Raw genomic sequence first — 25,314 nt, forward strand, 5'->3', positions numbered from 1 at the left:
TCGGCCAGGTCCGAGCTGGATCTGCTTGAGTCCCCGACGAGCCTGGTTCGCCCGGCCCGGTCTCGCCGGGGGTCACTCATTCCGGTGGTTCTCTAGCCGGCTGCGGCCTCACCGCCCTCTTCTTCGGGCTTGTCTTTCTGTTCGGGTGCGGGCGGCTGGGGGTCCTCCCGCCAGAACGTCTCGTAGGTGCTCTGTGCGTGTTCGTTGATCACGATGCTGTCGAGGAGTTTCCGGTCGATCTGTTCCGTACCGGTGAGCATCGCGTCGGCCGCGGCTTCGCGGATGAGTTCCGCGAGGGAGCTGATGTTCCCTCCGGTGCGGCGGTGCAGGTACTTCCATAGTCCGGCGAGGGTCCCGGGCTGGTGCTTGTAGAGGACGAGGGCTTCCTCCATGGCGCTGATGACAGAGACCCAGTCGGATTTCTCTTCCTTGGTCTTGATGGCGTACGGGGTCATGTGGAGGAGGGTGTTGCGGCCTGCGGTCTGGGTGACGCGGGTGGCGCCGGTGCCTTCGAGGAAGAGGCCGGAGTGCTTGAGGTCGACGCCTGTGTAGATGAAGGTCGCCGCGGTGTGGTTGGCGATGTACTTCAGGTGGTCGTTGACGACCTTGCCCTCCTTGAGGGAGAGGTCCATGAAGTGGGCGTCGTCGATGATCACGAGTTCGACGCCGACGAGGCGCATCTTCTCCAGGACGAGCCGGGTGATGTCGGTCTTGGTCGCGCCCGAGCGGTAGCTCTGGCCGAGGTATTCGGCGAGGGCGATGGACAGGTCCTTGGGTGTGGCCTGCGAGGGGATGTTGACGTAGACGACGGGTGTGTAGTCGATCAGGTGGTCGTCAACCATGTACTGCAAGGTGAAGCGCTCGGGGTGGTCGCGCCGCAGCGCGTGCTCGAAGTCGTAGGCGAAGGTCTTGACCAGGGTGGATTTGCCGAGGGTGGCGGGGCCGTCGAGGACGATGCCGCGTCGGGCTCCGGCGGGCTGGTGCGCGTTGGTCATCATCCGTCGGCGGATCTGGTGGTGGATCGTGTGCATCTGGCTGGTGCGGACGATGACGAGGGCGCTGTGGTGGGCGGCGCGGGCCTGGTTGTGCCGGCGGCGTTCTTCGGGGCTGAGCTTCTCGTAGGTCTCGTTGTCCAGCAGCAGCGGCCGGGGAGGGAGGCGGTAGTCGAGGTACTCGCGCCATTCCTCTTTGGTGCGCGGCTCGGAGAGGCCCGGGTGTCTGAAGTCGCCAGGGCCGTAGGAGGGGCTGCTGCTTTCGCCGTCGGAGGGGGGTGTGGTCGGCATGGTGGTCAGCCCTCCTGGCTGGTGGGGGAGTTCCAGACCTCGGCGGGCTGGACGGTGAAGGGGTCGAAGTCGTCGTCGGCCGGGTCGGGGACGGCGTGGAGGGACGCGATGGCCGGTTTCACGCTGCCGGGGGGTACGAGCGACGGGGCGGTGATGGCGGGGGTGGAGCGCGCTTCGTCCTGGGCCTGTGCCTGGGCGCGGTGGCGGTCCCGGGTGTGCCGTTTGCGGTCGGCCTTGGTCCAGGTCTCGGGGGCGTCGGTGCGGTTTTGCAGGTCCCACAGGGCCTGCGCGATCTTCTCCTGGTAGTCGTTGTCCTTCGGGTCTCCGCCGCGGAGTTCGACCAGGCGCTTGGCCTCTCGCAGGGTGATGTCGGTGAAGGGCTGGAGATCGCTGAGTGCCTTGGTCCAGTCGAGGACGTACCACTCGTTGTCGCGGGGGTTGTGGAAGTAGGTATGCAGGAGGTTCCGGGGGTCGTACCGGATGGGCCAGCGCTCGCCGTTGTACGGGGATTTGGCCCGCCGGAACCCGTAGAGCACCGGCGCGTTGTAGACGAGGTAGTTGAGTTCGACCCCGTAGGTGTTGATGGTGCGTCCGGCGTCGGCGATGGGCAGCAGTTCGTAGTACATGGCGGGGTCGCGCGGGCAGTCGACGAAGCCGGCGGCGCCGAGTGCCATGGCGTACGCCTCGTTGGGCGAGACGTTCAGGTTGGGGAAGCCGTGCAGGTGCAGCCCGGTGTGGTGCTTGTTCTGGTAGACCGCGACGACGTATTCGGCGAAGAACTCGGCGATCTCGTCCAGGGTCCAGCGGGCCTGTTGTTCGGGGTTCTTGCCGCGGTGGGCGACGTTGAAGCCCTTGTATCCGGCGACGTGCATGGAGAACTGTTCGCGGATGGTGCCGAAGAGGCGTTCGACGTGGGGCTTGTCGGTGGGCTGGAGCTTTCGGGCGTCCTGCATGTCGATCTTCCATTTGCGGCAGGCGCGTCGGACGACATCCGATTTGTAGGGTTTGCCGTGGTCGTAGAGGAGGGTCTCGGGGTAGATGACGGGGCGGGCTGCGGCTTCGGCGAGGCGTTCGTCCAGGCTGAGGTGGCGCTGGTAGGGGACGCGGAGCATCTGGTAGCGCAGGGCGGCGGCCCAGGCTGGGCGCATGGGTTCGGGGGTCATGACGTCGGCGAGGAGCAGGCCGATGTCGATGGCTTTGGTGCCGAGCGGGGTCAGGCGCCAGGCGAGGATGGAGCGGGTGGCGATGTCGAGGGCGATGGTGAGTTCGACGTTGTAGGTGTCGTTCATCACGGGGTCGTAGGCGAAGACGTCCAGCGGGGTGGTGTCGAGCATGACGACCTGGCCGGGCCGGTGGGCGATGACGTTGCCGAAGGTGCGGTCGGGCTGGTTGGCGTCCGAGATCCGCTGGTAGGCGGGGTCGGAGGGGCTTCGGTGGAGCAGGATCTTGACGACGCGCCGGAAGGTGTCTTCCTTGGGCAGGGGGACCGTGCCGGGTCCGTAGTCGGCGTCCAGCCGGTTCTGGGTGCGGCGGCGGAAGCGGGTGGAGACGCTGGAGGAGCTGTCGAAGCGTTCGGCAGCAGCCTGTTCCCGGATCGCGGAGATCACTCGGTCGTCGATGTTGCGCAGCGGGTTCTTGAGGCGGGCCTTGCGCCGGTCGACCAGGGCCCACAGTCCGTTCTCCTCCCACTCGTCGAGGAGTTGCCAGATCCGGCGTGGGGTGAGGCCGAGTTCGGCCGCTTTCGATTCGACACGGGTGCTGAGCGGGAGGTCGGGGTGGTACTCGGGGCGGGGTTCGCCGGGCTGGGCGGCGAGGGAGTCTCCTGAGAGGTAACCGGTGGTGGCCTCTTTGAGGTGTTCTTCCAGTTTGAGGGCGTTGTCGCGGACTTCCTTGGGCAGCAGCGCCAGGACCCCGCCGGGGTCGAGGCCTGCGGCGGTGTCGGCGGCTTCGGGCGGCGGTACGGTCCGGGCTCGGAAGGAGGGGTCAGTCAGCAGGACGCTGAGCATGATGGTCTGGTGGTGTCCGGAAGCCGAGCGGAGCCTGATCAGGGCGCCGGTGATGCCAGTGACTTGGTGCTGTTCCTCCTCGAACTCGATCCAGTCGGTGGTGGCGATGCGGTGGCGCTGGTCCATCAGGTGTGCTCCAGTTCAGGCGCGGTCCATACCGGGGTGTGGTCGCGCAGGGGCTGGGTGAGGTCGAACAGCAGGTGTTGACACCACATGAGGTGGTAGGTGACGGCGCGTTCGACCTGGGGGTCGGGCCACAGGGACAGCAGTTCGGCGATGCTGACGGGGTTCTGGGCCCGGAAGAGGAGAACGTGGGCGACGGAGGCCGCGGCGTTCAGGGGGCGGCGGTAGCCGGCGAGCCATTCGACGGTGGCCCACAGCTGGGGGTCCGGTTCGCCGACCATCTGGTAGTCCCAGCTGAGTGTCCGGCAGGCTGCTGCGGTGCGGCGGGCCTGGTGCTGGATCTTGGGCTTGTCGATCTGTTCGGGGTTCTTCACGTCCAGCAGCAGCACGGTGCCGTCGGTGCGGCGGATGAAGAGGTCGGGGTAGTGGGTCCAGGCGCCGTCGGCGTCGACGCCCTCGAAGATGAACGGCTGGGCGGTGAAGCAGGCGACTTTGGAGTCGAAGTCGAGGAGTTTCATCCAGCGGGCTTCCAGGAAGCTCTCGTACTCCACGACGGTGTCGCTGCTGGCCGCCCAGTAGAAGCCGGGGGTGTGCTTCTGCCCGGCGTAGGAGGGGATGTCCCGGGCGGGCATGCACGTTTCGAAGGGCACCTCGGCGGCCTGATTGGCGGGCATGAGCCGCTCGATGCCGCCCGCGTCGTAGAAGCGAATGAACAGCTGGTGGTCCGCGTGCCGTATCGGGGTCAGAGTGCGGGTTCTCTTCGGGCTCATGTCCCTCCTGGCGTGTCGGGGTAAAGGAGGTCGTGTCCGTAAGCGGTCAGATGGGCGGCGACCGTCTCGGGGACCCAGACGGCGAAGCGGCGCCATCCTTCCCGGACGGACTCCGTGCTGGCCGAAGGCCACAGCCGGGGGTCGTAGGCGGGTGCTTCGCGGACGTCACCGCCGGTGAAGTGCTGCCAGACCCAGGCCGCAGCGTGCCGGCGCCGCTGGAGGGTGACGTCGTGGTCCAGGGGGCGGCACACCTGATACAGCACCGCGTGGGGGACGGCGGTCAGCGTGGCCAGGGCCCGGCGGCGGGCCCCGTAGTCGACGAGGCCGCGGCGGTGGTGCCGCCGGGCGAGCCGTTCGGCGCTGTCCCAGAACGCGTCGGGGTCGGTGATGCGCTGGACCAGGGTGTTGGCCGCGCGGGCGGCCTTGAGCGGGTCCATGGCCAGGTCGCCGGCAGCCTGTTGCCAGCTCGGGGCGCCCGCGAGGCGGGCCAGGCACAGGGCGGCGAGGCGGCGCCCGCTGGCCGGGGCCGTGCCCGGCAGGTGGGGTGCCAGCAGGTCGGTGTAGTCGTCGGCGTCCACGAGGTGGGGCAGATGGTCTGCGGTGAAGGCGACCACGGGGGCGGGGCGGGCCGCGAGGGCTCCGGCGACGCGGGTGGCCGGCGGGGCGGCGGCCGCACCAGTGGTTCCAGGCAGGCTGGGCGGGGCACGGCCCGCAGCGGATCGCCCTTGCCCGGGGTGCGGCGCCGGGTGACGGCCCGGCCGATCCACTCGCTGAGCAGGTCCGAGCCTGACCGTCGGCCGGGGCCGAGGAGCACGGGCTCGGTCAGGGCGAGGGCGGCTGCGGCGTTGGCTGCGGCGGACGGGACGGCCCCCATCTGGGTGCCCGCGCCGCCTCGGGTAGCCCGCTGCCGCGCGTGCTGTTCGGCGGTGAACGCCTCGGCCGCCTCATCGGGCAGGAAGGAGCACGCGGCGAGGTCGTCGTCGGTGGCCACCAGCCGGGCCACTGCGGTGGTGAACCGCAGCGCGGCGAAGAACTCCGCGGCGGGCACCGTACGTCCGGCGACACGCGGCTCGGTCTGGCCGTCCGCGATGTCCAGGACCCGCTGCTGTAAGGCGGCGAGCGCGGCCGGGACCGGTGTGGCGGGCAGAGCGGCCAGCTTCTGGTCGCACAGCCCGGCCTTGCGCTGCCTGCCCGCCGGACGGCGGTTGTTGCAACGGCTCAGGTCCATCTCAGGGCGGCGGGAGGGGAGCCCCCGGGGATGACCGTTGTAGCCCTGGCCCAGTCTCGTCCGGCAGCGGCGGCAGACATCCACCAGCAGGACGTGGTGCACCGGGCAGCACACCGCCGCGATCCCCAGGCGCCACCAGAGCGGCCACACCGGACGCTCCGCCAGGCATTTCGGACATGCCCGGCTGGCGGTGAACAGGGCCCACTCCTGGTGGCCGAGCACGGCGAGCGACGGTTCCGAGGCCGGGCGGTCCAGTCCGGCGAGTTCCAGAGCCGTCCCCGCGTACCGGGCCAGCTGCATCGCACGCAGGTCCCGTGCTCCGAGCCCGGTGGCGGCCCCGGCCCGCCGAAGGCTCCGTCTGGAGAGCGTGACGCCGAACAGCAGCGGACGCACCACGACCCCCGGCCGGCATTCCAGCCCTAGAGCCAGCGCGGCCTCCCCCGGAGCCAGCTGCCAGTCGGCCGCCGCCCGGCTGAGCCATGAGGCGAACGACTCCCCCTCCACGGGGACCAGCACCGCCGGAAGCCATCGCGGGACAGAGCTCTCCCCCATCACCACACCCCCGAAACGATCTTGTAGGAAATCTCCTACAAATGTGGGACTGTACTACGGTTACCGGCTGTGGCGAACAGTGATTCCAATGCCGAGGTCCCGGCCCAGCGGCTGGCCTTCGGCCGACGGCTGCGTGCTCTGCGTACGCGGGCGGGGCTGACCCAGACCGCCGTGGCTGCGGCGGCCGGGATGGACCGGTCCTTCTACGCCGAGGTCGAAGCGGCTGTTCACAGCGTTTCCGTCGACCGCATCCCCGCACTCGCCCAAGCCCTGGGGGTCAAGCCGGTCGACCTCTTCCAGGACACCGAGCCGGGCGACCTCTAACCGGTAAAGTCGAGGCCCCGTCTCAGCGTGCGAGCTGATGGCCCAATCACCCTGCTGGAGCACACGGTTTGGCCGACTACGACTTCCGCACCCTCTCGCCCAGCGACTTCGAGATACTGATTCGTGACCTCCTCGCAGCCGAGTACCACTGGCGCTTGGAGGCATTCGGACGTGGCCGCGACGGAGGCATCGACCTACGGGCGAAAGCACCAGAGGGGAAGGTCGTCGTCCAGTGCAAGCACTACCTCGGCTCGTCGTTCAAAGATCTCCGCGCGTCGGCACGCCGCGAAGTCCCAAAGATGAACAAAGAGAAACCCGACCGCTATCTCTTCGTCACATCCCAAAACCTGAGCAGGACCCAGAAGGACACCCTTGCAGAGGATCTCGGTCCATGGCTCTCCGACACCGCTGACCTACTGTCCCAAACCGACATCAATGACCTGATCACGCGACACCCGAGGGTGGAGCAGCAACATTTCAAGCTCTGGCTCGCCTCGACAACAATCCTGGAACGCATTGTTCAAAGCGGCATCTGGGAGCGAAGCGAGGCACTGCTTGAGGACATCAGAGACCGAGTCAAGCTGTATGTCCATACCGACAACTTCAACGCAGCGCACAAACTGCTCGACGAGAAGCACGTCGTCGTCCTGACGGGTTCACCCGGAGTCGGCAAGAGCATGCTTGCCGAAATGCTTGCCCTGAGGCACTGGCACGAGGAATGGCAAATCGTTTCAGTGGCAACCGACGTTGACGACGCATGGAGTGCATACAAGTCCGGCCGCAAACAGGTTTTCCTGTATGACGATTTCCTCGGACAGACGGACATCAGCGAAAGACGCGCGAAGGACAGTTGGATAATTCGCCTGATGGACCGTGTTGCACGGAGCCCAGACAAGCGGCTCATCATGACAACGAGATCGCAGATCCTTCAACAAACTCGGCTCATCAGCGAACCCATCGCTCAAGCCGACTTTCGAGTCGTCGAGTGCGTAATAAATATCGCCGACTACGGCCCGGTCCAGCGGGCGCGCATGCTGTACAACCATATCTACTTCTCCACTCTCTCGCGAGAAGTTGTCAGAGAGTACGCAGAAAATTCATCCTACTGGGCAGTCGTAAACCACAAGAACTTCTCTCCGCGGATCCTTGAGCTAGTCATCAAGCGGGCTCACTCTTCGGCGGATGAATTCGCGCGCACCCTTAACCACACACTTGACCACCCGTTGGATCTTTGGAGGATTGTCTTCAACAATGGACTTTCTGACCTTGGCCAATGGATAACGCTTACACTTGCCTCATTCCCCGTCCATGGCGTCAGTTCCAGCAACCTCAAGACTTTGGTTCAAAAAGGGGCGAAGCCGACGGAATACAGCGGCGCACTTCGAGTATTGGAAGGCACCTTCGTCCGCGTAGAGAAAAATAACGAGGTCACGACGATCGCCTACGCAAACCCGAGCGTACGCGACTTCACTCTCGCCTTCCTTGACGAAGAACCGGACTACCTGGTGACCATCATCGAGGACGCGATACACCTGGCCCAGGTGAGCACCCTTCTGGAGTATGCAGTATCCGAGCTTGGCGGAAAGCTTCGATTCCAGAACTTCGCCAATACCGTGACCCTTCACTCAACCTCCATTGTCAGGAAAATGATGGAGTTGATTGCCGGAGAGAGAGAATCCGGCAGATCCGATCCACGCGAACCTTTTGGGACGCACGCGCGAACAATCAGACCTCTCCTCAAGTCGCTAGAGCCGACACGCCAGCTGATGAGTAAATCATTCGACGAGCTCCTCGCGGTGGCGATCGAGCTACTTAAGAGCACGTCTTCCCGGTACATGGAGCCTGACGATTGGGGAATCTTCAACACAGTACTGATGATGCGTTACGCAGAGGATCCAGATCATGTCCAAGGAGAGTTGAAATGGGCATTTGAGGGCTGGGGCGAATCGATGTACACCAAAGATGACGTGATCGCATTCGAAGAGTTCTATGAACTATACGCTCCAGCCCTAATGCGGCACTTCAACCCTGCGGAAAAATTTCACGAGAGCGCCTGCTCCGGGCTGCGACAGGATCTAGAGAACCTGTCCGGCAATGAACAGGGTCGCGATTCCGATCACCAATGGGTCAGTGAAGTTGAAGATGTGGCGACCAGAGTCGGCGTAATCGACGACATGAGATCGGAAATCGAGTCTGCCCGAGACTCGATCGAAGATTATTACGCAGAACGCGGATTCTCCTACCGTCAGTATGATTCTGAGGGGGGCTACGGATTCTCCAGATCCTCCACATCGGCTTCCGAACGCGTTACGATCGACGGCATGTTTCGCGAGCTTTCATAGCCTCAGAATCCAGCTGCCTGCGGGCGCATTACTCTCAGGGGCCCAGATGAGAGGACCAGTCGGGTACAGCTGCCTCGGCGAGTAGGTCTGCTGCCAGGACGACTTGCCGTACCGGCGGGCGACAGGTAAACCCTTGACCTTCCATAGGTGCCTGGCCGCTCGATACGACAGACCGCAACGCTCTACCTCGCCGGACTCCACATCATCGACATCTTCCTTATGGTCAGCACGGTGACCCAAACGAAATGCTCTAGGCGCACTCGGCATGCTGGCCCAGGTTCCTGACTCGCTCCGGCTGCGGCCCGGGGCTCCCCGACGGCTTCCTGCGGTTCCCGTTCCGGGCAGGCGGGAGTCACTGCCGAGCTGGATGAACCGGCTCTGTCTCGCCTACGAGGTACGTGGCCCGGACATCATCCCCGCCCTCGGACTCAGCACCCGGGGGGAGATGCGCCCGACCACGGCGGGGCTGGCCCTGTCCACGCCCTCTATCGAGGCACTCGGTGCGGCGACCGGCTTCTCCGAACGAGCCATCGGCAAGATGCTGCTGTCGCGGTTCACTGCCACCGCGCTGCCCAACCTTCCCCGCCCGCCGTACGGGCGTCCGGGAGCGCTGATGTCCTGGGCCGCCGGGGCGTGGGCTCTGCGCCGCCATTCGAACTTCTGCCCCCGGTGTCTGGCCCGGGACGGCCGCTGGCGGCTGGAGTGGAAGCTGCCCTGGAGCTTCGCCTGCCTGGAGCATGTGATCTACCTGTGCAACCGCTGTCCTAGGTGCGGGAGGGTGCAGAGCGGCCTGTGCTGGGGGCGGGACAGCCGTGAGTGCCGCCTGACGCGGCCCGCGTCCGATGCCGCCGCCTCGCTCCGGGACGGTCTCCCGCTGCGGAACGGGCCGAACGCCGTCTGCCGCGGGCGTCTGGACGAGGCCGCCGTGGTCCCGGTCACCGATGCCCGCGCCGTCGAGGGGCAGGAACGGCTGATGCGCTGGCTGTACGGAGCGGCGGACGAGTCCGCGCGGGAGGAGGAGTTCGGCCCGTTGACCGCCCTCGCCGCCCAGTGCCTGTCCCCCGAGATGCTACGAAGGGCTCAGCCGGAGCTCCGTCCCGTGCTCCCCCTGGACGGCGATGCCTGGCCCCGGACCCAGCCCGAGCTGTCCCCGCTGTGGACCGACCCGCTGTGGATGGCCGCTGCCGCCCATGTGGCCCAGAGGCTCTCGGCGACGCGCTACCGTCCGGAGCGGTCAGTGCTATGGCTGAACCTCCGCCAGCCGTGCCCCGCGCACCCGTGGAAGCGTCTTTATTGGCGCAATCCCGCCCTACACGGGACCGCCTTGGTGTTCGGCGCGTTCCATCACGACACCGAGCACATGCGCGAGGCCCTACGGACGGGCCTTGTGGCACTTCCCTATCAGGGGCCCGCCTACATCAACACCCTCTCGCCCTACCGTGTGCACCCCGCGGCCGGGTCCAAGGTGCTGCCCTATCCCCAGAGGTCCGAGTGAACCCGCAACACGCCAGCGGCGATACGCCGAAGCCGCCCACGGCTTCCGGGACCACAGCGGCTCTTCCCCTGAGCCGACAACGCGACGCAGCCGGGCCCGCTCCGACCGGGCCACCGCAGCGGCGTCTGCCCGCCGTGCCGGTGCCGTTGTCCGGCGAATCCCTGTTCAGCTGGGTCGATCACCTCGCTCTCTCCTACGAGGTGGATCGCACGCAGATCATGAACCGGCTCGGTCTGGAACCGAAGACCGCTCACGCGTTTCGTCTCGCACGCCACACCGCTGAACTGACGGTTACCGCCGCCATGTCGCTGCACGCCGGAACGGGACTGAGCCCGGACACCCTGCGCGACATGACGCTGTTCGGCTTCGTCAAGGAGAGCGAAGGCCGGCTCAGGCGTCACCCCGAGTACGACTGGGCTCCGGAAGAAACCTGGTCCTTCTGCCCACCCTGCCTCGAACCCCCCGCCAGATGGCCGTTGCGGTGGTATCAGTCGTGGGCGGTGATGTGTCCCGACCACGGGCGCTATATGGCGTCCCACTGCCCCGGCTGCGGCTCTCCGTTCTCTCCGTCGATCCTGCGCTCGGACGCGCCGGGACGGTGCCCGGGGTTCCTCGACCGCGACGATGAACCGTCCAGGATCCCGTCGAACGCCAAACGCCGTTCCAAGCGCAAGCGCTGCGGCCGGCCCCTGTGGGAGATGGATACGCCGCCGGTCACCGACCCCGTGGTGCAGCGCACCCATCAGCGGCTGACCCGGCTCATCGCTCCCGGCTCACCCACTGACGAGGACGAGCAGTGGTACACCGACCTGCGGGCCCTGCGGACGCTCCTCGAAGACCCGAACGCTCTGCGGGTCCGGGCCTTCACCAGCCCGGACCCGGCCCTTCAGGAGCGCTTCCCCACCCCCGGAGAGGACTCCCCGCCCCGGGAGTGGGGTGAGACCGGCCCCGTTGTCACCTGGCAGCCGTCCGGGTCGGGATTCCTCGCCCCCATGCGGCGCACGATGTCCAATCCAAGGATCGGAACCGTCTGGGAGGGGCAGCGTGATCCGGTGACTCAGGCGGCCAAGCTCCATGTGATCGGCACGGTCCTGGAGAATCAGGATGTGGCCGCTGCCGTGCAGGAGGTCTTCTCCGTGGTCAGCCAGGCGCGCCTTCGGGACTTCGGCGAGCGTGTGCCGTCGTACCTGGGCAAGGCCAGCCCTCAGCTGCACGAACTCATCGACCGGGCACTTGCCCCGGACGCGCTGGCCCGGCTCCACGGCACCCAGCCGGACGGTCACGACGGTGACTGATGCGGGCTCTCCCTCTGACGGATACCGAGGAGTGCTGCGGCGAGGGCGTCTGCCTCCGGATCTCTGATCCGGCATGTTCCCCCTCCCCCCGATATGCCTGGCCACGACGTAGAGCTACGCGACCATCACCAAGGCATATGACCAGTACGTCGTCCACGAGGAGACCACATAGCAAGAAGTTCAGCGCACCGGGCACACGCGACCCGAGCCAAGGCACTGCGATCTACGTCGCCGCTGTGACAGATCGGGCTTAGAGGGCATCTGATCGATGTTCAGGTTACTCTGCCCGATTCATCCGTTTCGATTCGCCAGGTTGATGTGGATTCTCCGTTGATTTCACGGCTAGTTGGTGCTTCGACTTTTCCGCCAGAGAGACCAGCGCGTACCTCATCAGGATTCGCTCTCGATACCAGGAGTTTCGATGTCGTCCTCGACGAAGCGGAGTGCTTCTTCCGCGCGTTCGATCAGATCCAAGTAGGTGAGCACCTGAACTCGACTCTGGTCCGTATTGAAAGAACGGATGGTACGGGCGACCATCTGCTGAGTGACTCCAGGTACATCCACATGATCAGGATTCCCGATCACAACAGTTCCCCGTGCACGAAGGTAATCGTAGTCAAGGTCAAGTGTGTTGCGGTGGATTGTTTCCAGTGTCGGTCCCGCGTCATCCATTTTCTGAACGTAGTTCCTGCATTGACTCACCGCCTCGTGCACCTCGTTCGACACGATCAGGCCGTTGCGGTGCCACCTGACAAGTGAGGCGCCGGGCTTCTTGAGTTCCACGACTTGAACGCTGCGGTCAGGTCGCACGAGAAGAACGTCGTGCTGGTCGAGGGGCAACAGGTCACGTCGTTCCGAGGCTTCTGTGTACTCACTCCCGAAGATCCAGTGGTTGCGTCCGATTATCCGTTGAACTGCGGCTTCCGGCGAACTCCTGTTGCTGACGACCTCTCGAAGCTTCTGCAGCAGTTCGCGGCGTTGCCTGATGACCTTTAGCTCGGCCGATCGGTGGTCCTTCTCGGTCGAGTCCAACGCGGGAACGAGGCTCCCGTCCTTGCGGTAAGTGGCGACCTGAATCCGTACATGTTCTTCGGCGCCCGAATCAGGGGGTCCGAATTCTTCGTCGGGTCTCGCCGTCGTAATTACGTCATAGTGACCGCCCCCTATCCAGTTCACTTCATGTGTGATTCCGTCTGAGTCGTTACCGCTGATCACTTTGTCCAGACGGTCACGGACGACGTGCGACTCGCTGTCGACAGCGAGCCAGTGGCGGCCAGTTTTGTGCGCGACCGCAGCGGCCGTGCCTGAGTCGCCGAAGTAATCGAACACGAGGTCACCGGGATTGGTCGCGATCGTGAGAATGTGTTGCAGCAGTTGTTCCGGCGGTGGAGCCGGCTGGTGCACGTCATCGAGCAGTCCGCGCAGGTGCTGGCCCGCTTGGAAACTTGTCCCCACGTCGGCCGGGCTCCATACCGTGGTGGGCGGTTTGTCAGGGGCCTCCGATAGATAGAGCTTCAGCGTCGGACGGCCGCCGGGCGACCATGCGATACGTCCGTCGCGATCGAGTTCCTCGAAACGCTGCTGAGTGAATCGCCAAGAACGGCGGGCAGGTGGCTGTATGACCGCGCCGAGCGGATCTACCACTTCGTAGCGCAGGTTCTCACGAAGAACGGGGGAGGACAGGTCGGCTGCTCGCCACGGCCCGCGGGGATCGTTGTCGGGGTTGCGGAAATTCGGCTCTGATTCGGCTGTACGAGGGAGGGGATTCGGCTGCCATGTCGAGGCATTTTTCGCGAAGACAAGTAGGTAGTCGTGGCTGACCGTGAAGTGACGGGAGCCATTCAGTGCAGGCTTCTGAACGACGACTGTAGATACGAAGTTCGATTGGCCGTAGACCTTGTTCATGAGCACACGGCAGTCAGCGGACTGCTGGTCGTCGACGTGCACCCACACAGAGCCGTCAGGGGCGAGCAGGTCGCGTACCAGACGCAGATGTACCTGCATCATGCCGAGCCAGGAGGCGCGGCCAGGAGCCTCGTGGTGCTCGAACCCCCATCGCGTGTCCCACGGCGGTCGCAGATATGCCGACTTGACCCTGCCTCGATACTGGCCGGTGTCCTTCAGGGTACGAAGTGCGTTCTCGTTGCCGCCATGGATGAGCAGGTTATCCGCCATCTGATCAGCTTAGAGGGCAACTGATCTGGTTTGCAGGTGATTTGGGGTGTTGGAAGTGGCTGCGGCGATGGTTGGTCGTTGCACGTCCTGTGCAGCAACACCTGCCCTGCCTCCTCGGGTAAGACCTAGCTCGACCGGCGACCTGATGACCCCGCCGGACAAACCGCAGACGCCGTATGCCTCCTCCGCGACGAGATCGAGCAGCGCGTCCACACCCTCATCAGAGACCGCAGCGTCGCGGCACCGCCACGGACGCCAACGCCAGACCTACTTCAGACTGATTACAGCAGGTCACGGCACTGAAATCTTTTGTTCGGCACTGAAGAACCCACTGAAATGAATCGTGCGCTACTGAAATCTTCAGGGCTACCCGACAGCTGCCTGGGGTGGAGTGGCCGGGGGCTCGGCTCGGTGGGTTATGCGCGGCGGCCGGTGCGGGCTGCGCGGGCGATCGTGACGACGGCCTTCTCCAGCGCGTACTCCGGATCGTCTCCGCCGCCCTTGACGCCCGCGTCGGCCTCGGCGACGGCCCGCAGGGCGATCGCCACCCCGTCCGGGGTCCAGCCGCGCATCTGCTGGCGCACCCGGTCGATCTTCCACGGCGGCATCCCCAGCTCCCGCGCCAGATCGGCGGGGCGCCCGCCACGCGCCGACGAGAGCTTGCCGATGGCCCGTACGCCCTGGGCGAGCGCGCTGGTGATCAGGACGGGCGCGACCCCGGTCGAGAGCGACCAGCGCAGCGCCTCCAGCGCCTCAGCCGCCCGGCCCTCCACCGCCCGGTCGGCGACATTGAAGCTGGACGCCTCGGCGCGGCCCGTGTAGTAGCGGCCGACGACGGCCTCGTCGATCGTCCCCTCGATGTCCGCGACGAGCTGGGAGACGGCGCTCGCCAGCTCCCGCAGATCGCTGCCGATCGCGTCGACGAGCGCCTGGCACGCCTCGGGCGTGGCCGAGCGGCCCAGCGCGCGGAACTCGGAGCGTACGAAGGTCAGCCGCTCCGCCGGTTTGGTCGTCTTCGGGCAGGCGACCTCCCGGGCCCCCGTCTTGCGCGCGGCGTCCAGCAGCCCCTTGCCCTTGGCACCCCCGGCGTGCAGCAGGACAAGGGTGATCTCCTCGGCGGGCGCGCCCAGATACGCCTTGACGTCCTTGATCGTGTCGGCGGAGAGGTCCTGCGCGTTCCGTACGACCACGACCTTGCGCTCGGCGAAGAGCGAGGGGCTGGTCAACTCGGCCAGGGTGCCGGGCTGGAGCTGGTCGGCGGCGAGATCGCGGACATCGGTGTCGGCGTCGGCGGCCCGGGCCGCGTCGATCACCTGCCGCACGGCGCGGTCGAGCAGCAGGTCCTCCTGGCCCACGGCGAGGGTGACCGGGGCGAGCAGGTCGTCGGGGGAAGCTTTTCTGGTGGCCATCGTGGTCCACGATCTCACGCCCCACCGACAGCGAACGGCGGACAGCGGACGGCGGCGGCGACGGCGACGGACGGGGACAGCAGCGGGGACGGCGGCCTCGGCGGCTGGAACAGCGGCGGCGGTGGCCTACCCGGTACGGGCGCCCCGCGGCCCCGGCGTCACGCCGCCGCTACGGGGCCTCGCGCCAGCCCTCCCAGTCGGCCACGAACGCGTCGAGCTCCGCCGGGTCCAGCGCGCCCCCGGGGTCCTCCACGACCACCAGCCACTGGGCGTCCTCGGCGTCGTCCTCACCGGCCAGGGCGTCCCGTACGAGCTGGGGCTCCTCGGTCACCGGGAAGCGCTCCCCGAGCGACGCGGCCACCTCCTCCGCGGCATCGCGGTCGGGCAGCACCAGAACATGTCTCAGATCGCTCACGGCCGTATTCTCCCAGCCGACCGGATCCTCCCGGCCGTCCGCATCCTTCCCGGGCCGGGTCAGCCCTTGGGGACGATCTGGATATCCATCTCGATCTTGATGCTGGAGCCGACGACCGCGATGCCCCGCGCCAGCATGGACTGCCAGTTGACGGTGTAGTCCTCGCGGTGGAGTTCGGTGGTGGCGCGGACGGCGGCGCGGGTCTCGCCCTCCATGCCGTTGCCCAGGCCCAGGTAGTGCGCGTCGAGGGTGACCGTACGGGTGACGCCGTGCAGGGTGAGCGCGCCGGTGATCGCCCAGTTGTTGCCGCCGCGGTGGGTGAAGCGGTCGCTGTAGAACTCCAGTGTCGGGTAGTTGTCGACGTCGAGGAAGTCCGCGGAGCGCAGATGGTCGTCGCGCATCCGCACACTGGTGTCGATCGACGCGGCACCGATGACGACATGCATCGCCGACTGCTCCATCGTCTCGCCGATCCGGATCGCCCCGGCGAAGTTGCCGAACCGGCCGTGGACCCGGGCGAGTCCGATATGACGGGCGATGAACCCGATGCGGGAGTGGGCCGGTTCTATCTCCCAGTCGCCGGGCGCCGGCAGCGGCAGCGACGGGGCCACCTGGAGCGCGATATCGCCCAGGCCGGTGGCCCCCGGGGAGTCACCGACCGTCACATTGCCGCGGTAGGGGGTGAAGCTGTCGGCGGAGACGGCCAGCCGGTACTCCCCGAACGGGACCATCGCCACCACCGTGCCGAACGGGTCCGTCTCACCCCGGACGACCTTGCGGCCGTTGCTGTCGCTCACCAGGAACTCGGCCTGCGCGACCGGCTCGTCGACCGGGTCGACGACCCGGCAGGTGAGCACCCCCGCTCCGGCCGGCACGGAGAGTCCGGCGAACGGATCGGGCTGGGTGCGGGCGGCCTGCCGTCGGCCGAGAAGGCGGCTGATCATGGTGTGCGTACCCCTGTACGGTCGGGCCCCCGTGCGGTCGGGCTCTGCCGGGCCGGGCTCCGGTGGGTGGAGTCCCTCCGGGACGACGGCCCATGACGAAGAGACATTCGATCACTCTTGCCCTGTTCGGGGCAAACGTACCGGCAGGTAGAGAACCCAAGCTTTACGGACCCCCGCCCTCACCACGGGCCACGGCACGCAGCTCCTTCCCCGCCCCCACCACGGCGATCGCCCCGTCCCGGTCGGTGCGGAGCACCCTAGCTCCCCCGGCCCGCAGCGCCGCGACGGTGGGCGGCGCGGGGTGCCCGTACGGGTTCTCCCGGCCCACGGATATCAGCGCGAGCCGGGGCCGGACGCCCCTGAGGAGCCCGGGGTGCTGGTGGCGCGAGCCGTGGTGGGCCACCTTGAGCACATCCACCGGCCCCAGTTCCGGATGGGCCCGCATCAGGCCACGCTGGGCCGGGGGTTCGAGATCGCCCAGGAGCAGCAGCGTCGGGCCCCGGGCCACCGTGACGAAGAGGGCGACGCTGGTGTCGTTGGCCCCCGTCGCCTCCCGCGCCGCGTCGGCGGGCGGCCAGAGCACCCGCCAGTCGAGCGGCCCCGTCGAACGCCGCTCACCCGCGAAGGACCGGACCAGCGGCACCCCGGCGGCACCGGCGGTACGCCGTACGAACGCCGCCTGCTCCGGCGGGTCGTCGACCGCCGTCGTCTGGATCGCCCCGACCGCCCTGCCGCGCAGTACCCCGGGCAGCCCGGCCACATGGTCGGCGTGGAAGTGGGTGAGGAGGAGCAGCGGGACGCGGGTGACGCCGAGGTCCCGCAGGCACCGGTCGGCGGGCCCGGGGTCGGGTCCGGTGTCGACCACCACGGCGGCGCCGTCCCCGGCGGCCAGCACGGTGGCGTCCCCCTGGCCCACGTCGCACATCGCGTATGTCCAGCCGGGCGGCGGCCAGCCGGTGACGATCCGGGCGAGCGGCGGTGGCCGTACGACCGCGAGGAGCAGGAGGACGGCGCAGCCGGCGGCCGTCCCGGGGTGGCGCGGGATCCGCCGGGCCGCGACCACGGCGAGGACGGTGAGGGCGGCGAGCAGCGCCCCGCCCCACCAGCCGCCGGGCCACTCGCTCTGGGCGCCGGGCAGCGCGGCGCCACCGCGTGCGACGGAGGCGATCCACCCGGCCGGCCACCCCGCGCACCGGGCCAGCAGCTCGGCGGCGGGCAGCGCCACCGGGGCCAGCGCGAGCGCGGCGAAGCCGAACACGGTCGCCGGGGCCACCGCGGGCCCGGCGAGCAGATTGCACGGTACGGCGACCAGCCCGACCCGGGCCGCGAACACGGCCACCACCGGCGCGCAGACCGCCTGGGCCGCCGCGGTGGCGGCCAGCGCCTCGGCGAGCCTGGGCGGCACCCCGCGCCGGATCAGCGCCGCGCTCCAGCCGGGTCCGATGGTGAGCAGGGCACCGGTGGCCAGCACGGAGAGGAGGAAGCCGTAACTGCGGGTCAGCCAGGGGTCGAGCAGGACGAGCAGCAGCACGGCGGCGGCCAGCGCGGGCAGCAGCGTCCTGCGCCGCCCGGTGCCGATGGCGAGCAGGGTGATCAGCCCGCAGGCGGCGGCCCGCAGCACGCTGGGGTCGGGGCGGCAGACGACCACGAACCCGAGGGTGAGCGCCCCGCCGAGCAGTGCGGTGGTCCGCAGCCCGATCCCCAGGAGCGGCGCCAGCCCGCGCCGTTCGGACCGGACGGCGAGCCCCGGCGGCCCGATCAGCAGCATGAGGACGATCGTGAGGTTGGAACCGGAGACGGCCATCAGGTGCAGCAGATCGGTGGCGGCGAAGGCGTCGTGCAGTTCGGGCGTGATCAGGGTGGTGTCCCCGACGACCAGCCCCGGCAGCAGGGCACGGGCGTCGGCCGGCAGCCCGTCGCTCGCCGCGCGCAGCCCGGCCCGGAGCGCCCCCGCCGCGCTCTGGACCCGGCTGGGCGGGGCGACGACCGCGGGCGGCCCCTCGCCGGTGACCCGCAGGGCCGCCGCGTACCGGTCCTCCGCGTAGAGCGGCGGCTCCAGCCGTCCGGTCAGCCGCAGTCCCGTGGAGGGCAGCAGCCGCTCCCAGCGCTCGCCCTGCCCACCGGGCGGGACGATCACCAGAACCGGGGTACGGACGGCGGCACCCCCGCCCCGGGCCGTCTCCACCCGGGTGAGTTCGGCATCGAGTACGAAGCCGCCCGCGCCCTTCGGGTCGCCCCGGCTCCCGGACCGGGTGCGCCGGGGGTCGGAGGTGACCGTCAGCTCGGCGGTGACCGGGGCGTACCGCTCGGCGAGCCCGGGCACGGGCCCCCGCCGGACATCCGCGCCGTGCAGCCCGGCGGAGGCGGCCCCGGCGGCGGCGCAGAGCAGGAGGCCCGCGACGGCCACCCCGGCAGGCCGAGGCCCCCGTACGGCACCCGACCACACCAGGAGCCCCCCACAGGCCACCAGCAGGACCAGCACCCCGAGCACCGTCCACCCACCGGGGGCGCCCAGCGCCAGTGCCGCCGCGCCCCAGGCCGCCAGCGCGGGCGGCAGAAGCCGCAGATCGGCCGGCCCCTCCTCCCCCGGCCCGCCCTGACGCACCCCCTCCTGAGGCGGCCCCTCCCGCCCCGGCCCCGGACCGCCCGGCGGGTGGCCCACCCCCTGATGGGCCTCGGGGCGGGTCACGGCCGCACCAGATTCTGAAGGTCGGCGAACTTGCGGTCGCCGATGCCCTTGACCTCACGGAGTTCCTCGACGGAACGGAACCCGCCGTGCCGGGTCCGGTAGTCGATGATGGCGCCGGCGAGTACGGGGCCCACCCCAGGCAGGGTGTCGAGCTGGTCGATCGTGGCGGTGTTGAGGCTGAAGGGCGCGGCAGCCACCCCGCCCGTTCCCGGTCCGCCCGGCCAACCCACCACCGGCGCTCCCCCGCCGAACGGGGCCGCGCCCGGGGGCATTCCCGGCGGGGCGGGGCCGTCGACCACCACCTGTTCGCCGTCCATCAGCGGCCTGGCCCGGTTGAGCCCGGTGAGGTCCGCGCCCGGCCTGACCCCGCCGGCGGCCTTCAGCGCGTCGGCGACCCGCGCCCCGGCGGGCAGCCGCAGGACGCCCGGCCGCCGTACCTTCCCGGCCACGTCCACCACGATCCTGGCGCCCTCCGGCGCGGGCGCCGGCTTCGGCTCCACGGGCTTCGGCAGCGGGTCCGCCGCCCCGCCGTCCGCCCTGTCCGCGGCACCCGCGTCGACCAGTTCGGGGGCGCGGACAGGCTGCGGGCGCCCGGTCCAGAAGTGGTGGGCCGCGAGTCCGGCCGTCACCACCAGCACCACCGCCAGGGCGCCCACCGCCCGGGGTTCCATCCCGCAGCGGAGCCGCACCCACAGCGGCACCCGATCCCGCACCGCCGCCAGCGCCCCGCCCCACACCCGCCCCCGCCGCTCCCCCTCGGCCGAAGGCAGCGCCCTCGGCGCGACCACCGGGGCCGGGCGAACAGCGCGAGCACCCGCGAAGAGCGCATCCGCCCGGAAACGCGGCCCACCCGGAACCCCGGCCGGGACCGGCACGGAAGCAGGAGCAGAAGCCGGGGTCGGAGCCGGAGGCACCCGCGGGGAGAGAAGCTCGGGCGCGGGCGGGCGCGCAAGGCCCGGCCGGGCGCCGGCGCGGGCCGGTGTCCCGGCGCGGAGGAACACCCGGCGGCCGGGGCGGAGGCGGCGGGCCCGCGCATGGCGGGCGCGGCTGTCGGAGCCCGGCCCACGGCCCGGACCACTGGTTACTGTGCGTGTGCGGAGAGTCATGCCTCAGACGGTAGGCACGGATCGCCGATCTCGCCGAGCGCCCCGAATTTCGGTGGAAAACCAAGCAGTTGTGAATAACTCGGCCACCCGAACGAGGGAAAAGAAGGGAAAATCGAGGAGAGCCGCCAGCCCGATGAGCCGCCTCCGCCCGGCCTCGGCCCCGGTCTCCACGCTGCCTCCGCCCCGGCCACCGCCCGGCCTCGGCACCGGCCTCCGCCCGGCCGTCAGCGCGGCGAGATCACCACACCCAGCAGCCCCGGCCCGGTGTGCGCCCCGATCACCGCGCCGACCTCGCTGACATGCAGGTCCACCAGCCCCGGCAGCCGCTCCCGCAGCCGCTCCGCGAGCGTCGCGGCCCGCTCGGGCGCCGCCAGATGATGGACCGCGATATCGACCTCGCCGGCCCCGGCCCGGTCGGCGACAAGCTCCTCCAGCCGGGCGATCGCCTTCGACGCCGTCCGTACCTTCTCCAGCGGTTCGATATGTCCGCTGTCGAGCCGGAGCAGCGGCTTCACGGCGAGCGCGGAGCCGAACAGCGCCTGGGCGGCGCCGATCCGGCCGCCCCGGCGGAGATAGTCGAGCGTGTCGACATAGAAATACGCCGAGGTGGCCGCGGCCCGCTTGTCGGCGGCGGCCACCGCCTCGTCGAGGGTGCCGCCGCCCTCCGCCGCCTCGGCCGCCGCCAGCGCGCAGAATCCGAGCGCCATCGCCACCATGCCGGTGTCGACCACGCGTACGGGGACGGGCGCGTCCTTGGCGGCGAGCACGGCCGCGTCGTAGGTGCCGGAGATCTCGGCCGACAGATGGAGGGAGACGATGCCGTCCGCCCCCGCCTCCGCCGCCGCCCGGTAGGCGGCGGCGAAGACCTCGGGGCTCGGCCGCGAGGTGGTCACCGGATGGCGCTTCTGGAGCGCCTCGGCCACCGAACGGGCCGAGATCTCCGTGCCCTCCTCCAGCGCGCGGTCGCCCAGCACGACGGTGAGCGGCACCGCGGTGATGCCGTGCCGTTCCATCGTCTGCGGCGGCAGGTAGGCCGTGGAATCAGTGACGATCGCGACATGGCAGGACATGAGCCGGAGGTTACCCGTAGTACCCCCGCCACGGCAGCCCGGGCCCCGTCCCGAGGCGGGGATCCGGCCTGGTGACAGGGTCAGTTCGAGGTCTCGGGCCGGGCCTGCTTCTGCCAGGGGTACGTGGGCCTGCCCAGCCGGTCGGCGGGCCCCAGGGCCTCCTGACGGGCCCCTGAGGCGGACGACGGCGCGGCCGGGCCACGCGTCCCTGAGGCGCCCGAGGCCCCGGAGACCCCCGACGCCCCCGGTGCGGCCATGGGGTCCGCCGGTTCGGTCGTCCAGTGCCGCAGCGCGCCGGCCTCCATGTCGATCTCGGCGCTCAGCGAGGACAGGTCGTCCTCGGCGAACTTACGCGCCCGGTCCCGTACGGCCCAGCGCAGCGAGTCCGCGGAGTGGGTGATCCGCTCGGTGCGGTCGCGGACCTCCTGGAGCCGCTGCGCGACCCTGGCCCGGTCCGGGTCCCGCTCCAAGTTGCGCAGTTGGTCGTCGAGTTCGCGGCCGTGCGTGCTCAGCCGCTCGAACAGCTCGACGGACTCCTTCAGCGAGGCGTCCTCCGCCACGCCCGCGTGGAGGGCGTCCTGTGTGGCCCGCATCGAGGTGCGCAGTCTCAGCCGCAACTGGGCCAGCTCGGCGGCGGCCGTCCCCGGCTGCCCCAGGCTCTTGGCGCGCAGCGCGGTGTCCTCGACCGTGCGGCGGGCCTGGGAGATCGTCCGGTCGACGCTCCGCCGGGCGGCGCCGACCGCCTTCACGCCCGCGTACACGCCCAGCGCGACGAAGGCGATGAAGAGCACCGCAATGATCGTGATCGCGATCTCCATGAGCGCGCCCCTTCAACGTCGTCCGCCGTCGTCCGCCTCGTTCCTGCCTTCCTCCACGGTAAACGCAACGGGCAGGTTGTGGGCTCCACCGGAACCCCCAACCTGCCCGTAGGGGAAACCCCTAGGCCCGCGATGCCTGCGGCCACCGCCCGGTCACGCCGGGACGATGTTCACCAGCTTCGGCGCCCGCACGATCACCTTGCGGATCCCGGCGCCGCCCAGCGCCGCGACCACGCCCGGATCCCCGAGCGCCAGCTTCTCCAGCTCCTCGTCCGAGATCGACGGGGAGACCTCCAGCCGCGCCTTGACCTTGCCCTTGATCTGGACGACGCAGGTCACGGCCTCGTCCACGACGTACGCGGGGTCGGCGACCGGGAAGTCCCGGTGGACGACGGAGTCGGTGTGCCCCAGCCGCTGCCACAGTTCCTCGGCGATGTGCGGGGCCAGCGGCGCGATCAGCAGCACCAGCGGCTCGGCGACCGCGCGCGGTACCGGGGTGCCGGTCCTGGTCAGGTGGTTGTTCAGCTCGGTGATCTTGGCGATGGCCGTGTTGAAGCGCAGCCCGGCCATGTCCTGGGCGACCCCGTCGATCGCCTTGTGCAGCGCGCGCAGCGTCTCCAGGTCGGGGTCGGTGTCCACGACGGTGACCTCGCCGGTCGCCTCGTCGATCACATTGCGCCACACCCGCTGGAGCAGCCGGAACTGGCCGACCACCGCGCGGGTGTCCCACGGGCGCGAGACGTCCAGCGGGCCCATGGCCATCTCGTACAGCCGCAGTGTGTCCGCCCCGTACTCGGCGAAGATCTCGTCCGGGGTGACCGCGTTCTTCAGGGACTTGCCCATCTTGCCCAGGACCCGGCTCACCTTCTCGCCCTGGTACCAGAAGCCGCCGTCGCGCTCCTCGACCTCGGCGGCCGGCACCGCGATGCCCCGGCCGTCCCGGTAGACGTACGCCTGGATCATGCCCTGGTTGTAGAGCTTGTGGAACGGCTCGGCCGAGGAGATGTGCCCCAGGTCGAAGAGGACCTTGGACCAGAACCGCGCGTACAGCAGGTGGAGTACGGCGTGCTCGGCGCCGCCCACATAGAGGTCGACACCGCCGTGCGGCTGCCCTTCGCGCGGGCCCATCCAGTACTGCTCGACGGCCGGGTCGACCAGCTTCTCCGCGTTGTGCGGGTCCAGGTAGCGCAGTTCGTACCAGCAGGAACCGGCCCAGTTCGGCATGGTGTTGGTCTCGCGTCGATACCGCTTGACGCCATCGCCCCGCCCCAGGTCCAGCTCCACGTCGACCCAGGCGGCGTTCCGCGAGAGCGGCGTCTCCGGCTGCGTGTCGGCGTCGTCCGGGTCGAAGGTGCGCGGCGCGTAGTCGTCGACCTCGGGCAGCTCCAGCGGCAGCATCGACTCGGGGAGCGCGTGCGCGGTGCCCTCCTCGTCGTAGACGATGGGGAAGGGCTCGCCCCAGTACCGCTGGCGGCTGAAGAGCCAGTCACGCAGCCGGAAGTTGACGGTTCCCTCGCCGATGCCGCGTTCGGTCAGCCACGCGGTGATGCGCGCCTTGGCCTCGGCCACCGGCAGCCCGTCCAGGGTGATGTCGGCGTGCGCGGAGTTGACGAGGGGCGCGTCGTACGAGGAGAACGCGTCCTCCCAGGTCGCCGGGTCCGTGCCCCGGCCGTCCGTGGGCTCGACGACACAGCGCATCGGCAGTTCGAAGGCGCGCGCGAACGCGAAGTCGCGGCTGTCGTGGGCCGGGACGGCCATGATCGCGCCGGTTCCGTACCCCATCAGCACATAGTCGGCGATGAAGACGGGGACCCGTTCGCCGCTGACCGGGTTGGTGGCGTACGCGCCGGTGAAGACGCCGGTCTTCTCCTTCGCCTCGGCCTGGCGCTCCACGTCGGACTTGGCCGCGGCCTGCTTGCGGTACGCGTCCACGGCCTCCGCGGGGGTGGCGTGGCCGCCCGTCCACACGTCGTGGGTGGTGTCGGGCCAGGCGGCCGGGACGATCTTCTCGACCAGGTCGTGTTCGGGTGCCAGCACCATGTAGGTGGCGCCGAAGAGGGTGTCCTGGCGGGTGGTGAAGACCGTGATCCCGCCCGTCCCGCCGTCCGGCAGGGCGACCGGGAAGTCGACTCGGGCGCCCTCGCTGCGGCCGATCCAGTTGCGCTGCTGGAGCTTGATCGCCTCGGGCCAGTCCAGCTCGTCCAGGTCGCTCAGCAGCCGGTCGGCGTAGGCGGTGATGCGCATGTTCCACTGGCGCAGCTTCGCCTTGAAGACCGGGAAGTTGCCGCGCTCGGAGCGGCCGTCGGCGGTGACCTCCTCGTTGGCCAGCACCGTGCCCAGGCCGGGGCACCAGTTGACGGGCGCGTCGGAGGCGTACGCCAGCCGGTGGCCGCTCAGCACGTCGGCCCGCTCAGGGGCGCTCAGCGCGCTCCAGGGGCGCCCGTCGGGGGTGGCGCGCCGGCCGCTCTCGAACTGCTCCACCAGCGTCTCGACGGGGCGGGCGCGGCCGGCCTCCGGGTCGTACCAGGAGTTGAAGATCTGGACGAAGATCCACTGGGTCCACTTGTAGTAGTCCGGGTCGATCGTCGCGAAGGAGCGCCTCGGGTCGTGGCCCAGGCCCAGCCTGCGGAGCTGGCCCCGCATGTTCTCCATGTTGGCCTCGGTGGAGGCCCGGGGGTGGGTGCCGGTCTGGACCGCGTACTGCTCGGCGGGCAGGCCGAACGCGTCGAAGCCCAGGGTGTGCAGGACGTTGTGGCCGGTCATCCGCTGGTGGCGGGCGAAGACGTCGGTGGCGATGTACCCCAGGGGGTGGCCGACGTGGAGTCCGCTGCCGGAGGGGTAGGGGAACATGTCCATGACGAACTTCTTGGGCTTGGCGACCAGCTCGGGGTCGCCGGCCAGCTCCCCGGCCGGGTTCGGCACCTCGTACGTGCCCCGGGCCTCCCAGAGGTCCTGCCAGCGTGCCTCGATGTCCGCGGCCAGGGCCGCGGTGTAGCGGTGCGGGGCCGCCGTCTCGGGGGCGGGGGCGGCGGAAGACGCGGCCGCGGAATTCGTCTCGCTCATGGTGTCCTGAAGCTCCATCGATCGTCTCTGCCGGCGGGTCCTGCCGTACGGGCGGGACGGCGCGGGACGCACCGGTCCGCCCGTCGGCGAAAGAAAAATGCCCCTCGCACAGGAGGGGCCGCCGCGCTGACTCCGACCGGATCGGTCATCGGCCGGGACTGGTCAGCGCGGCCCGCTAAGCAGAAGGCGTACGGCACGCATGGCGCC

18 protein-coding genes and 1 pseudogene are annotated in these 25,314 nt (G+C 69.3%); 5 read left to right on the plus strand and 14 right to left on the minus strand.

Annotated elements, in window-relative coordinates:
- Positions 1 to 92 precede the first annotated feature (92 nt).
- From AB0O07_RS27290 to AB0O07_RS27305, 4 genes are read right to left on the minus strand one after another with little or no spacing between them, the layout of a single operon-like run.
- Entirely contained in the window at positions 93 to 1,283 is a 1,191-nt protein-coding gene (locus AB0O07_RS27290; RefSeq protein ID WP_365637958.1) for a TniB family NTP-binding protein, read from the minus strand.
- Between the two features lie 5 nt (positions 1,284 to 1,288).
- The gene (locus AB0O07_RS27295) at positions 1,289 to 3,415 is read right to left on the minus strand and encodes a Mu transposase C-terminal domain-containing protein (protein ID WP_365637960.1); all 2,127 of its coding nucleotides are present in this window, start codon (positions 3,413 to 3,415) and stop codon (positions 1,289 to 1,291) included.
- A complete protein-coding gene (locus AB0O07_RS27300) occupies positions 3,415 to 4,182 on the minus strand; it encodes a TnsA-like heteromeric transposase endonuclease subunit (protein ID WP_365637962.1) in 768 nt (255 codons plus the stop codon). The genes AB0O07_RS27295 and AB0O07_RS27300 overlap by 1 nt, the downstream gene beginning before the upstream one ends.
- The gene (locus AB0O07_RS27305; protein WP_365638285.1) at positions 4,179 to 4,796 is read right to left on the minus strand and encodes a hypothetical protein; all 618 of its coding nucleotides are present in this window, start codon (positions 4,794 to 4,796) and stop codon (positions 4,179 to 4,181) included. The genes AB0O07_RS27300 and AB0O07_RS27305 overlap by 4 nt, the downstream gene beginning before the upstream one ends.
- A gap of 299 nt (positions 4,797 to 5,095) precedes the next feature.
- Between AB0O07_RS27305 and AB0O07_RS27310 the strand changes: the two genes are divergently transcribed.
- The gene (locus AB0O07_RS27310; RefSeq protein ID WP_365638287.1) at positions 5,096 to 5,293 is read left to right on the plus strand and encodes a hypothetical protein; all 198 of its coding nucleotides are present in this window, start codon (positions 5,096 to 5,098) and stop codon (positions 5,291 to 5,293) included.
- 213 nt (positions 5,294 to 5,506) lie between these two features.
- On the opposite strand, the pseudogene AB0O07_RS27315 reads toward AB0O07_RS27310, so the two are convergent.
- Positions 5,507 to 5,962: pseudogene (locus tag AB0O07_RS27315) on the minus strand (TniQ family protein); the annotation flags it as partial.
- Between the two features lie 69 nt (positions 5,963 to 6,031).
- On the opposite strand from AB0O07_RS27315, the gene AB0O07_RS27320 reads away from it, so the two are divergent.
- From AB0O07_RS27320 to AB0O07_RS27335, 4 genes are all read left to right on the plus strand, one after another.
- Positions 6,032 to 6,286 (plus strand): helix-turn-helix transcriptional regulator, encoded by a 255-nt coding sequence (locus AB0O07_RS27320; protein WP_365637963.1) that lies wholly within the window; start codon positions 6,032 to 6,034, stop codon positions 6,284 to 6,286.
- Between the two features lie 68 nt (positions 6,287 to 6,354).
- A complete protein-coding gene (locus tag AB0O07_RS27325; protein WP_365637966.1) occupies positions 6,355 to 8,628 on the plus strand; it encodes a restriction endonuclease in 2,274 nt (757 codons plus the stop codon).
- A gap of 265 nt (positions 8,629 to 8,893) precedes the next feature.
- Entirely contained in the window at positions 8,894 to 10,123 is a 1,230-nt protein-coding gene (locus tag AB0O07_RS27330; RefSeq protein WP_365637969.1) for a TniQ family protein, read from the plus strand.
- Positions 10,124 to 10,257: 134 nt separating this feature from the next.
- Positions 10,258 to 11,418, plus strand: a complete 1,161-nt coding sequence (locus tag AB0O07_RS27335; RefSeq protein WP_365637972.1) for a TniQ family protein — start codon at positions 10,258 to 10,260, stop codon at positions 11,416 to 11,418.
- Between the two features lie 390 nt (positions 11,419 to 11,808).
- On the opposite strand, the gene AB0O07_RS27340 is transcribed toward AB0O07_RS27335, so the two are convergent.
- The 9 genes from AB0O07_RS27340 to leuS all read right to left on the minus strand — a co-directional run bounded on the left by AB0O07_RS27340 (position 11,809) and on the right by leuS (position 25,107).
- A complete protein-coding gene (locus tag AB0O07_RS27340) occupies positions 11,809 to 13,593 on the minus strand; it encodes a Shedu anti-phage system protein SduA domain-containing protein (RefSeq protein ID WP_365637975.1) in 1,785 nt (594 codons plus the stop codon).
- A gap of 416 nt (positions 13,594 to 14,009) precedes the next feature.
- Positions 14,010 to 15,002, minus strand: coding sequence for a DNA polymerase III subunit delta (holA, locus tag AB0O07_RS27345; RefSeq protein WP_365637977.1), 993 nt, complete (start codon positions 15,000 to 15,002; stop codon positions 14,010 to 14,012).
- A 169-nt stretch (positions 15,003 to 15,171) separates the two neighbouring features.
- Positions 15,172 to 15,417, minus strand: coding sequence for a hypothetical protein (locus AB0O07_RS27350; RefSeq protein ID WP_365637979.1), 246 nt, complete (start codon positions 15,415 to 15,417; stop codon positions 15,172 to 15,174).
- A 59-nt stretch (positions 15,418 to 15,476) separates the two neighbouring features.
- The gene (locus AB0O07_RS27355) at positions 15,477 to 16,361 is read right to left on the minus strand and encodes a YceI family protein (RefSeq protein ID WP_365637982.1); all 885 of its coding nucleotides are present in this window, start codon (positions 16,359 to 16,361) and stop codon (positions 15,477 to 15,479) included.
- A 163-nt stretch (positions 16,362 to 16,524) separates the two neighbouring features.
- Positions 16,525 to 18,966: a ComEC/Rec2 family competence protein gene (locus tag AB0O07_RS27360; protein ID WP_365638246.1), complete on the minus strand. Its 2,442-nt coding sequence runs from the start codon at positions 18,964 to 18,966 to the stop codon at positions 16,525 to 16,527.
- An 80-nt stretch (positions 18,967 to 19,046) separates the two neighbouring features.
- On the minus strand, positions 19,047 to 19,838 hold the full coding sequence (locus AB0O07_RS27365) for a ComEA family DNA-binding protein (RefSeq protein ID WP_365637984.1): 792 nt from the start codon (positions 19,836 to 19,838) through the stop codon (positions 19,047 to 19,049).
- 542 nt (positions 19,839 to 20,380) lie between these two features.
- Positions 20,381 to 21,226 carry a DegV family protein gene (locus AB0O07_RS27370; protein WP_365637986.1) on the minus strand — a complete coding sequence of 282 codons (846 nt, stop codon included), beginning with the start codon at positions 21,224 to 21,226 and terminating at the stop codon, positions 20,381 to 20,383.
- A gap of 80 nt (positions 21,227 to 21,306) precedes the next feature.
- Positions 21,307 to 22,044, minus strand: coding sequence for a hypothetical protein (locus AB0O07_RS27375; protein WP_365637987.1), 738 nt, complete (start codon positions 22,042 to 22,044; stop codon positions 21,307 to 21,309).
- Positions 22,045 to 22,197: 153 nt separating this feature from the next.
- Positions 22,198 to 25,107 carry a leucine--tRNA ligase gene (gene leuS / locus AB0O07_RS27380; protein ID WP_365637988.1) on the minus strand — a complete coding sequence of 970 codons (2,910 nt, stop codon included), beginning with the start codon at positions 25,105 to 25,107 and terminating at the stop codon, positions 22,198 to 22,200.
- Between the last annotated feature and the right edge of the window lie 207 nt (positions 25,108 to 25,314).

The organism is Streptomyces sp. NPDC093085, assembly GCF_040683935.1.
GTDB lineage: Bacteria > Actinomycetota > Actinomycetes > Streptomycetales > Streptomycetaceae > Streptomyces.